The organism is Leisingera sp. G5_S3_59_S7 (assembly GCF_054968485.1).
Genome location: NZ_JBQKUH010000095.1, coordinates 1 through 9,889, shown reverse-complemented (window position 1 = coordinate 9,889; position 9,889 = coordinate 1). Strand labels below are relative to the sequence as shown.

Here is a 9,889-nt window from a genome sequence, read left to right as displayed (position 1 = left end):
TCTTCCCGGTGCTGGTCCGGGTCAAGGACGGCAAAGCCGCAGCGCGCCAGCGCTGTTCATCCTTGACGCGGATCAGCACATTACACACTCGAAATGGCGCTTAAGGGCAGGTTCGCCCTTAGGCGCCTCTCTGCAGAAAACTCTCTGCGCTGCGCAGCAGCGCCCGGCCCAAGGCCGCCAAGGCGCGTAAGGCGCAGCCTGAAGCGCCTGCGGGCGCGGGAGCCCTCCCTGCTCAGCGGCAGTCTTAAAAGGCAGTCAGACTGCCCGCAAATCCGCCCAGACAGGCAAATGGTCCGAGGCAATATGCGCCGGCCGCGCACCATGCACCCCATGTGCCACCGCCTCCAGCCGCCGGCAATGGGCGATCCGGTCCAGCGCCCCCAGCGGCCTCAGCGCCGGAAAACTCGCCTTGGGCGGCAGAAAAGTCAGTGCCGGGGCGATATGCTCCAGCACCTGGGAACGCGACCATTCGTTGAAATCCCCTGCCAGCACCACCGCCGCGTCATCCGCCTCCGCCGCTCGGGCCAGGGCATGCATCTGCTCGCGCCGGGCCCGGCCGGTCAGCCCCAGGTGCGCGCCGATCACCCGCACCGGCCCCACGTCCGTCTCCAGCAGCACCCAGACTGCGCCGCGCGGCTCCAGCCCTGGCAGCGCGATATGACCTTTGGCCTGCAGCCGCACGCCGTTGCGGAACAGCACCGCATTGCCATGCCAGCCCAAGGAGCCCGCGCCGCCCAGATCCGCCGCTTGCCAGCCGGTCTCCTCGATCAGGAAATGCGGCAGCGCCGCAGGGCGCGGCGGCAAGCGCTTATCGGCCTCCTGCAGCACCGCAACATCCGCACCCAGCCCGGCCAGCACCTGCAAGATGCGCTCCGGCCGCCGCCGCAAGTCCATGCCGATGCATTTCTGAATGTTGTAGGTGGCAATCCGCAGGGTGTCCGGCGGGGGTGTCTTCGGCATCTGCTCTCTCTCCGGGGCCTGCCGGGAGTGTGGCGCACAATGCGGCCCAAGCACAACCGGCATCGTCGGGCGGCAGGGGTTTGAATGGGGGGCTGTCTGCCCCCTCTTGAGCCTGCGGCTCAATTCACCCCCGAGGATATTTGAAGCCAGATGAACAAGGGATCAGGTGCCGCAGAACGTCGCCTGCACCACTTCCTCAGGCTTCGGCGGGCGCTGCAGATCCGCGTGGTCCGGCTGGTCGTCGAAAGGCTTAGCCAGCACAGCGTTCAGCCGGTGGAACAGGGCATAGTCACCGGCCGCCGCGCTGGCGATCATTTCCTCAATCCGGTGGTTGCGCGGGATAAACGCCGGGTTGGCACCGCGCATCACCGCGTGCGGATCCGGCTCCCCCTCCAGCCGCGCCTGCCAGCCCTCTGCCCAGCTGTCAAAGGCGGCAGGGTCCGTGAACTGGCTGCGCGCCTTGCCTTCAGTCAGCGCCCGGAAGGTATTAGTGAAATCGCTCTGGTTCTCCGCCATCCGCCCCAGCAGGGAGGTAATCAACTCCAGGTCGCCCTCCTGCGCCGTGGTGATCCCCAGCTTGGCGCGGAAGCGCCGCAGCCAGGCGGCCTCGGTCAGCGCGGGCATCGCGTGCACGATCTCTGTCGCCGCCTCGACACCTTCCTGCGGGTCGTCCATCTGCTGAATCAGCGCAGTGGCCAGCTGCGCCAGGTTCCAGACCGCAATCGCAGGCTGGTTGGCATAGGCATAACGCCGACCCCGGTCGATCGAGGAAAACACCGTGTGGGGGTGATAAATATCCATGAAGGCGCAAGGCCCATAGTCGATCGTCTCACCCGAGATGGAGAAATTGTCGGTATTCATCACCCCGTGGATGAAGCCGACCCCCATCCAGGCAGCAATCAGCTCCGACTGCGCATCGCGCACCGCGCTGAGCAGCCCCATCGGGCCTTCCGCCTCCGGGTAGTGGCGCGCAACCGCATAGTCTGTCAGCTGCCGCAGGCTTGCCTTGTCGCCGCGGGCGGCGAAGATTTGGAAGGTGCCCACCCGCAGATGGCTGGCCGCCACCCGGGTCAGCACCGCACCGGGCAAGCCGCCCTCGCGCCAGACGGTCTCGCCGGTTTCCACCGCCGCCAGCGCCCGTGTGGTGGGGATGCCAAGCGCGTGCATCGCCTCGCTCACCACATATTCGCGCAGCACCGGCCCCAGCCAGGCGCGCCCGTCACCGCCCCGGGAATAGGGCGTCCGCCCGGAGCCTTTCAGTTGAATGTCGCGGCGCTTGCCGTCGGTGCCCTCCGTCTCCCCCAGCAGGATCGCGCGCCCGTCGCCAAGCTGCGGATTATAGGCGCCGAACTGATGCCCGGCGTAGAGCTGCGCCAGCGGATCGGCTCCCTCCGGCACCCGGTTGCCGCCGAACACTTCCGCCATCTCCGCCGTCCCGCCAGGGGTGAGCCCCAGGACCCGCGCCAGGTCTTCGTTGAACGCCACCAGCCTGGGCGCCTTGACCGGCTGCGGCGGCAGTTTGGAGTAGAACTGCCCCGGCAGGGCGGCATATGTGTTGTCGAAAGGGATCATGAGTGTCATGGCCCAAACATATGACCGGCACTGAGATTTACCAGCACCCAAGCACAGAGAGCAGAGATGAACGCAGATCAAATCATCCGGCACCTGAACCTGACGCAGCACCCTGAGGGCGGCTGGTACAAGGAGACCTGGCGCGCCGCGAATGCAGGCCGCCCCACAGGCACCTGTATTTACTTCCTTTTGAAGGCGGGCGAGGCGAGCCACTGGCACCGTGTCGACGGTACCGAGATCTGGCTCTACCATGCAGGCGCGCCGCTGGTACTGTCGATGGCCGCAACGGAGGAAGGCCCCGCTGAGGACCATCTGCTGAGCCCGGACCTGGCCCAGGGCGCACCGCAGCTGATTGTGCCTGAGGGCCACTGGCAGGCGGCGCGCACCACTGGGGATTACACGCTGGTCAGCTGCACCGTCTCCCCCGGTTTCCTGTTCGAGGGTTTTGAGCTGGGCGCGCCCGGGTTCGACATCCCCCGCGGCTGACCCGCCCCTTGCAGCGAATCGCCCGGCCCCCAAGACTGCCTGCATGGACCACACGCGCCTGATCAAATCGCTGCCGCCCGGGACCAAGGCCGCCCTGACCGCCCGCTCCGACGCGGCGGGCCTGCGTCACCTGGCCCTCTACCTGGCCGCGCTGGCAGCCTGCACTGCGGGGATCGCGCTGAAAGCCCCGCTTTGGCCGCTTTTGCTGCTGCCGCAAGGAGTGCTGCTGGTGTTTCTCTTCACGCTCAGCCACGAATGCACACACCAGACGCCTTTCCGCAGCAAATGGCTGAATGAGGCAGCGGGCCACTTCTGCGCGCTCGCCGTCGCCTTGCCCTTCACATGGTTCCGCTATTTTCACTTGGCGCACCACAAATACACCAATGACCCGGACCGCGACCCGGAGCTTGAACACGGCCCCCGCCCCGCGAGCATGGCGCAATGGCTCGGATACCTCAGCGGCTGGGGCTACTGGCGCGGGATGGCGGCAACCCTTTGGCGCAACGCCTTCGGGACAATCAAAGCCCCCTACCTGCCCCGGCGCCGCCACGCGGACATGCGGCTGGAAGCCCGGCTGCTGCTGCTGATCTACGCCGCCGCGCTGCTGACCCTGCTGGCCTCGCCGCTGGTGCTATGGCTGTGGATCCTGCCGCTGCTGATCGGGCAACCGGTGCTGCGGGCGTATCTTCTGGCCGAACACGGCCTGTGCCCGCCGGTTGCCAACATGCTGGAGAACTCCCGCACCACTTTCACCAACCGGATTGTGCGGTTTGTGGCCTGGAACATGCCCTACCACGCCGAGCATCACGCCTTCCCGAACGTGCCGTTCCATCAGCTGCCCGCCTTGCACGGCATTGCCCGGGACTATCTGAAGTCCACTTCGGACGGCTACGCCGAATTCACCGGCAACTACCTCCGCCGGCTTTCCCGCTGAGCCGCCGCCAAGGGCGTGCAAACTTCTTCTGAAGAAATCTGGCAGGAATTTCCTGAAAATTCTTGCGCCAGGATGCCCCCGGTCACTCCTCCGGCACGCTCACCACCCCGCCGCCGACGCAGGCGCTGACACCGGTGGTGCCGGGGGCCGACGTCGGCATCCCGCGCGCGACCCGCACCGCCAGATGGGCAAAGGCCTGCGCCTCCAGCATGTCGCCGTCCAGGCCTGCATCCTCCACCGGCTTCACCGGGCAGCCGAGCGACACCCGCAGCATCTCCATCAGCACCGGGTTGTGCCGCCCGCCGCCAGTGACCAGCACCGCCTCGGGCGGCTCCGGGCAATGCTCCATGCCTTGCGCGACCGCGGCGGCGCACATGGCAATCAGGGTCGCCGCGGCATCCGCGTCGCTCAGCTCGTTGACCAGCCTGACCATTTCGGCAAAATCGTTCCGGTCCAGCGACTTGGGCGGCATTCGTGCAAAATACGGCTCTGCCAGGAACAGCTCCAGAGCGCCGGTTTCCACTTGGCCGGAGCGTGCCACCTTACCATCCGCGTCCCAGGGAATGCCCAGCCGCTCCTGCACCAGATCATTGACCGGCGCATTGGCAGGCCCGGTGTCGAACGCCAGCAACGCCCCCGGCTCCTCCGGCTTGTCAAACCGCGGATCAACATAGGTGAGGTTGCCGACCCCGCCGAGGTTCAGGAAACAAAGAGGCTTTGCGGCACCGATGTATTTCGCGCAAGCAAAATGAAAAAACGGCGCCAGCGGCGCGCCCTCACCGCCCAGCGCCACATCGCCGGAGCGGAAATCCCAGACCACCGGCTTGCCCAGGCACTGTGCCAGGGCAGCGCCATCGCCCACCTGCAGCGTGCCTTGCCGCCGCGGCGCATGGGCCAGGGTCTGGCCGTGAAAGCCGATAATCTCCACGTCCTTGAACGCTGCCAGCGCCGCTGCATGGGCCGTGTCGCAGACCTCTGCCGCGGCCTCCACCTCCGGCCCTGTCCATTTGCCCAGGCCTGCGCGCAGCACGCTGCGCTCCTGCGCGGTGTATTCGCGGTAGCTGCTTTCGCCAAACCCGTGAATGCGCGCGCCGTCTGTTATCACAACAGCTGCATCCACCCCGTCCAGCGAGGTGCCGCTCATCGCGCCCAGCGCCCGCACCGCACCCGATTTTCCTATGGCCTTGCTCATGGCCCCTGCCCCTTTCAAGGATCCGGGCCGTCCCGCCCGTTCGCGCATCACAATACAGCGCATATTTTGCCGGGAAAACAGGTTCCAACCCGCGCCATAGCGATTTATAGGGGCAAGGTGCAAAACCATAGACCGAGGCATGTTATGACCTACACACCGAAATCGGATTTCGTCGCAGTCATGATGGAACGCGGGTTCCTCGCGGACTGCACCGATTATCAGGGCCTGGACGAAGCCCTGCTGCAAGGTGTGCGCCCGGCCTATATCGGCTTTGACGCGACAGCAAAGTCGCTGCACGTCGGCTCGCTGATCCAGATCATGATGCTGCGCTGGTTCCAGAAGACCGGCCACCAGCCGATCACCCTGATGGGCGGCGGCACCACCAAGGTGGGCGACCCCTCCTTCCGCGCCGACGAACGCCCTCTGCTGACCGAAGCGCAGATCGACGAGAACATCGCAGGCATCAAAAAGGTGTTCTCCGCCTACATCGACTATGACACTGACGCGCCGAACAAAGCGCTGATGCTGAACAACGCCGAGTGGCTCGACGATCTGAACTACCTGGAATTCCTGCGCGACATCGGCCGCCACTTCTCGGTGAACCGGATGCTGTCGTTCGAGAGCGTGAAATCCCGCCTCGACCGCGAACAGTCGCTCAGCTTCCTCGAATTCAACTACATGATCCTGCAGGCTTATGACTTCATGGAGCTGAACCGCCGCTACGGCTGCATCTTGCAGATGGGCGGCTCGGATCAGTGGGGCAATATCGTCAACGGCATCGACCTGACCCGCCGGGTGATCGACCATGAGGTCTACGGCCTCACGTCGCCGCTCTTGACCACTTCGGACGGCAAGAAGATGGGCAAAACCGCCGAAGGCGCGATCTGGCTCAACGCGGAAATGCGCAGCCCGTATGAATTCTGGCAGTTCTGGCGCAACACCACCGATGCGGACGTGGGCCGCTTCCTCAAGCTCTACACCGAGCTGCCGGTCGAGGAATGCGAGCGCCTGGGCGCCCTGGCGGGCTCCGAGATCAACGCCGCCAAGGTGATCCTTGCCAATGAGGTGACCACCCTGTGCCACGGCCGCGGCGCGGCGGCAGCGGCAGAGGCCACCGCGCGCGAGGTGTTCGAGAAGGGCGGCGTCGGTGACGACCTGCCGACCCTCAGCCTGTCTCCCGCCGATCTGGGCGACGGCATCTCAATCGTGCAGCTGATCGTGAAGTCCGGCCTCGCCAAATCCGGCAAGGACGCCAAGCGCCTGATTGCGGAACATGGCGCCAAGATCGACGACCAGCCGCTGACCGACGCGGGCCTGATGATCGACGCGGGCGCGCTGTCCTCGCCGATCAAGCTGAGCGCCGGCAAGAAGCGCCACGCCCTGGTGCGGCTGGATAGCTGATCCTCTTGACCTGAGACGGAGAAAGGGAGCCGCCGCGCTCCCTTTTTTCATCCCCGCAGGCACTCCCGCCCATTCCAGCTGCATCAAAGATGAAGCTTCATGGTTGGGCATAGCGCCGCGCTGCGCCGCGGCGCGGTTGCGTCTCCGTCACAGGACCCCTGACTGGCCGGCGCCGGAGGAAGGCGTGAGCAAGCTGTTTGGAACCGCCCCGGGGCAGCGTTCAGCTTGTGAAACGCACACCTGCAGCCACCGCGCGCAGCACAGGTCATCCTTGATGCAGCTATGCGGCTATGCGGCGAGCACCGGAATGCACCCGCAAACGTGCCGAAGGACAGGTCTGCCCTTCAGCGGCACTCAGCAATCTATCCGCTGCGCAGCAGCGCGCCGCGCAGCGGCGCCCGGCCCAAGGCCGCACAAAGGCGCAGTGGCACAGCCAATGCCCCTGCGGGCGCGGGAGCCCGCCCGGCCGCTTCAGAACACCACCGCCTCCAGCAGTGTCAGCAGCAGAAACACCGGCACCGACAGGCCGATGGCAACCAGCAGCGCGGCTGCCTTGGTCATCCGGGGGGCCGCAGCTGCCTGCCCCATGATCTGTTTTGTCTTTTTCATGCGTTCATTAACCCTGATTTAGGTTTCCAGCGCGTTAATGGACCCATGTTCGACAGCACCCCCGATCCTGATATGCCCGCCGCGGCAACCGCCCGCCCGAAACCCCGCCCGCTGCAGCAATCGCCGGAATTCGCCCGGGCGCTGATGGCCTGCGGCCAGGACCCTCTGATGCTGGGCGGTATGCTGGTGCTGCACCGCCGCCTGCCCGCCGGGCTGCGGCTTGCGATGGTGAACCGGGCGGACCTCCGCGATCCCGCCCCGCTGATGGCCGCGCTGCGTGAACACGGCCTCGGCCGGACCCCGCTGATCCTGTCGCCGGACGCCCCGGCGCCGCATCTCGCCCGCCTCGGCGCAGTGCCGCTGGTCACCCCCGCGCACGCCGCACTTTGGGATCTGACCCGCGATCCGGACCAGCGCCGCGCCGCTCTGCATCAGAAATGGCGCAACCGGCTGAAACACGGCGAGGCGCAGAACCTCCGCCTCACCCGCCAGAACCTGCCGCATGATGTGCGCCACTGGCTGTTCCAGGCCGACGCAAAACAGCAATCCGCCCGCGGCTACCGCAGCTGGCCCATCGGCCTCACCCTCGCCTACGCGCGTGAGAACAAGGGCCAGGCGAAACTTTTCCAGGCGTTTGAGGGCAAGGATCCGGTGGCCGCCATCCTGATCCTCACCCACGGCAGCACTGCCACCTATCACATCGCCCACACCACCCGCCGCGGCAAACAGCTCAGCGCCCATACGCTGCTGCTGTGGGAGGCTGCCAGCTGGCTTGCCACCAAGGGCATCTGCCAGCTGGACCTGGGCCTCATCAATACTGAGGACGCCGCGGGCCTGGCCCGGTTCAAGCTCGGCACCGGCGCCCGGCTGCACCGGCTGGGCGGCACCTGGGGCCTGTGGCCGCCGCTTGGCCTGCTGCTGCGCCCCCTCGCACTGCTGGACCGCCGCCTGATGGCGGGCTGACATCCGCGCCCCCGCTGCCGCGACGCCCCGTCCCGCTGGACAGGCAGGGGGCAAACCCATTATATGAACGCATGTTCAGATAATCGGGAGGAGCCCCGCTCATGAAACTTGCAGACACCGCGGCCGTGATCACCGGCGGCGCTTCGGGCCTGGGTGAGGCCACCGCGCGCTATTTTGCCGAACAAGGCGCCCAGGTCACCATCCTCGACCGCGATACCGAACGCGGCCCCCAGGTTGCGGAAGAGATCGGCGGCCATTTCGCCCAGACCGACGTGACCAGCGAGGAGTCGGTTGCCGCAGCCATGGCCCGCGCAGTGGACAAGATGGGCAAGATCACCGCCTGCGTGAACTGCGCGGGCATCGCCATCGGCGCCAAGACCGTCGGCAAAGAGGGCGCACACCCCTTGGATGCCTACAAGCGCACCATCGACATCAATCTGGTCGGCACCTTCAACGTCGCCCGTCTGGCCGCCGTCGAGATCGCCAAGAACGAACCGGACGCTGACAACGCCCGCGGCGTGATCATCAACACCGCCTCCATCGCGGCCTTCGACGGCCAAAAGGGCCAGGCCGCCTATGCCGCCTCCAAGGGCGGCGTCGCGGGCATGTGCCTGCCGATGGCGCGCGATCTGGCGTCCTCCGGCATCCGGGTGATGACCATCGCGCCCGGCATCTTCATGACCCCGATGCTGGCGGGCCTGCCGGAAGAGGTGCAGCAGCAGCTGGCCGCCGACGTTCCCAACCCCGCCCGCCTGGGCGATCCGCGCGAATACGGCCGCCTTGCCGGTTTCATCGTCGAGATGGGCTACCTCAACGGCGAGGTCATCCGCATCGACGGCGCCTTGCGTATGCGCTGACGCGCAAACAGCGGCAATCATCCTCGAAATGGCGTCTTGAGGGGCAGACCCGCCCCTCAAGCGCTTCTCAGCCAAACACGTTTGCGTTGCGCAGCAACGCGCGGCCCAAGGCCGCAAAAAGGCGCTTTGGCGCAGCCAGGGCGCCTGCGGGCGCGGGAGCACTCCGCCAATTGACAAACCGCCGGGGCCACTGTCCTCTTCCCGGGAAGGAGGCCCCGATGAGCAGAACCGAACGGCAGAAAATGCAGGCGGGCGAGTGGTACTGTTGCCTGGACAGCGAACTGTCGGTGTTGCGCCATCAGGCCCGCGCCGCGGTGCGTCAGCATAATACCGCGCCGCCCGATCCGGCTGAAAATCTCAGCCCGCCGCTGGCCGCGCTTTTTGCCGCCCACGGCGAAAACTGCCTGATCGAGGCGCCGTTTCACTGCGCCTATGGCATCAACATCACCCTTGGAAACAACGTCTATATGAACGCGGGCTGCACTATTCTGGACACCGCGTCCGTGACCATCGGCGACCGCACCATGCTGGGGCCGAATGTGCAGATCTACTGCGCCCAGCACCACAAGGACAAAGACCTGCGCGCAAAGGGCCTGGAAATCGCACATCCTGTCACCCTCGGATCGGACGTCTGGATCGGCGGCGGCGCGATTATCCTGCCCGGCGTCGCCATCGGCGATGGCGCCATTGTCGGCGCCGGCGCTGTGGTGACCAAGGACGTCGACGCAGGCCAGACCGTCACCGGCAATCCCGCCCGGCACCGGCAGATGTAATCCAAGGGTAAAGCACGCGCCCGCCGGCTTTACCCGCAGCTCAGTTTTCTTAATACTTTCCAAAGTTTTACGGCAGCATCTTTGACTAAATGTTTCGCGCGCGAAACATTTGGTCAGGCGTACTGACCTAACGGGCAGGCAA

At 66.1% G+C, this 9,889-nt stretch carries 10 protein-coding genes; 6 read left to right on the top strand and 4 right to left on the bottom strand.

Annotation, left to right across the window (positions count from 1 at the left end; genetic code table 11):
* Positions 1-255: 255 nt before the first annotated feature.
* Complete coding sequence (locus ACTRWG_RS22135) at positions 256-960, bottom strand: endonuclease/exonuclease/phosphatase family protein (protein WP_027237324.1); 705 nt, start codon at positions 958-960, stop codon at positions 256-258.
* 162 nt (positions 961-1,122) lie between these two features.
* Entirely contained in the window at positions 1,123-2,541 is a 1,419-nt protein-coding gene (locus tag ACTRWG_RS22130) for a protein adenylyltransferase SelO (RefSeq protein ID WP_462829943.1), read from the bottom strand.
* Positions 2,542-2,598: 57 nt separating this feature from the next.
* On the opposite strand from ACTRWG_RS22130, the gene ACTRWG_RS22125 reads away from it, so the two are divergent.
* Positions 2,599-3,018: a cupin domain-containing protein gene (locus ACTRWG_RS22125; RefSeq protein WP_462829942.1), complete on the top strand. Its 420-nt coding sequence runs from the start codon at positions 2,599-2,601 to the stop codon at positions 3,016-3,018.
* A gap of 43 nt (positions 3,019-3,061) precedes the next feature.
* On the top strand, positions 3,062-3,952 hold the full coding sequence (locus ACTRWG_RS22120) for a fatty acid desaturase (RefSeq protein ID WP_462829941.1): 891 nt from the start codon (positions 3,062-3,064) through the stop codon (positions 3,950-3,952).
* An 82-nt stretch (positions 3,953-4,034) separates the two neighbouring features.
* Here ACTRWG_RS22120 and ACTRWG_RS22115 read toward each other — a convergent pair whose 3' ends face one another.
* Positions 4,035-5,144, bottom strand: a complete 1,110-nt coding sequence (locus ACTRWG_RS22115; protein ID WP_462829940.1) for an anhydro-N-acetylmuramic acid kinase — start codon at positions 5,142-5,144, stop codon at positions 4,035-4,037.
* Positions 5,145-5,288: 144 nt separating this feature from the next.
* Here ACTRWG_RS22115 and tyrS point away from each other — a divergent pair, with 144 nt between their 5' ends.
* Complete coding sequence (gene tyrS, locus ACTRWG_RS22110; RefSeq protein ID WP_462829939.1) at positions 5,289-6,545, top strand: tyrosine--tRNA ligase; 1,257 nt, start codon at positions 5,289-5,291, stop codon at positions 6,543-6,545.
* A gap of 471 nt (positions 6,546-7,016) precedes the next feature.
* Here the strand turns inward: tyrS and ACTRWG_RS22105 are convergent, their stop codons facing one another.
* Positions 7,017-7,154, bottom strand: coding sequence for a hypothetical protein (locus ACTRWG_RS22105; RefSeq protein ID WP_167332329.1), 138 nt, complete (start codon positions 7,152-7,154; stop codon positions 7,017-7,019).
* Between the two features lie 45 nt (positions 7,155-7,199).
* On the opposite strand from ACTRWG_RS22105, the gene ACTRWG_RS22100 reads away from it, so the two are divergent.
* The 3 genes from ACTRWG_RS22100 to ACTRWG_RS22090 all read left to right on the top strand — a co-directional run bounded on the left by ACTRWG_RS22100 (position 7,200) and on the right by ACTRWG_RS22090 (position 9,747).
* Positions 7,200-8,117 carry a GNAT family N-acetyltransferase gene (locus ACTRWG_RS22100; protein ID WP_051357834.1) on the top strand — a complete coding sequence of 306 codons (918 nt, stop codon included), beginning with the start codon at positions 7,200-7,202 and terminating at the stop codon, positions 8,115-8,117.
* 101 nt (positions 8,118-8,218) lie between these two features.
* Positions 8,219-8,974: an SDR family NAD(P)-dependent oxidoreductase gene (locus tag ACTRWG_RS22095; RefSeq protein ID WP_027237317.1), complete on the top strand. Its 756-nt coding sequence runs from the start codon at positions 8,219-8,221 to the stop codon at positions 8,972-8,974.
* Positions 8,975-9,192: 218 nt separating this feature from the next.
* Positions 9,193-9,747, top strand: coding sequence for a sugar O-acetyltransferase (locus tag ACTRWG_RS22090; RefSeq protein WP_462829938.1), 555 nt, complete (start codon positions 9,193-9,195; stop codon positions 9,745-9,747).
* Positions 9,748-9,889: the final 142 nt, after the last annotated feature.

Coding starts and splice junctions, on each gene's coding strand:
- ACTRWG_RS22135 (WP_027237324.1), bottom strand. CDS start 960: ATGCCGAAGACACCCCCGCCGGACACCCTGCGGATTGCCACCTACAAC.
- ACTRWG_RS22130 (WP_462829943.1), bottom strand. CDS start 2,541: ATGACACTCATGATCCCTTTCGACAACACATATGCCGCCCTGCCGGGG.
- ACTRWG_RS22125 (WP_462829942.1), top strand. CDS start 2,599: ATGAACGCAGATCAAATCATCCGGCACCTGAACCTGACGCAGCACCCT.
- ACTRWG_RS22120 (WP_462829941.1), top strand. CDS start 3,062: ATGGACCACACGCGCCTGATCAAATCGCTGCCGCCCGGGACCAAGGCC.
- ACTRWG_RS22115 (WP_462829940.1), bottom strand. CDS start 5,144: ATGAGCAAGGCCATAGGAAAATCGGGTGCGGTGCGGGCGCTGGGCGCG.
- tyrS (WP_462829939.1), top strand. CDS start 5,289: ATGACCTACACACCGAAATCGGATTTCGTCGCAGTCATGATGGAACGC.
- ACTRWG_RS22105 (WP_167332329.1), bottom strand. CDS start 7,154: ATGAAAAAGACAAAACAGATCATGGGGCAGGCAGCTGCGGCCCCCCGG.
- ACTRWG_RS22100 (WP_051357834.1), top strand. CDS start 7,200: ATGTTCGACAGCACCCCCGATCCTGATATGCCCGCCGCGGCAACCGCC.
- ACTRWG_RS22095 (WP_027237317.1), top strand. CDS start 8,219: ATGAAACTTGCAGACACCGCGGCCGTGATCACCGGCGGCGCTTCGGGC.
- ACTRWG_RS22090 (WP_462829938.1), top strand. CDS start 9,193: ATGAGCAGAACCGAACGGCAGAAAATGCAGGCGGGCGAGTGGTACTGT.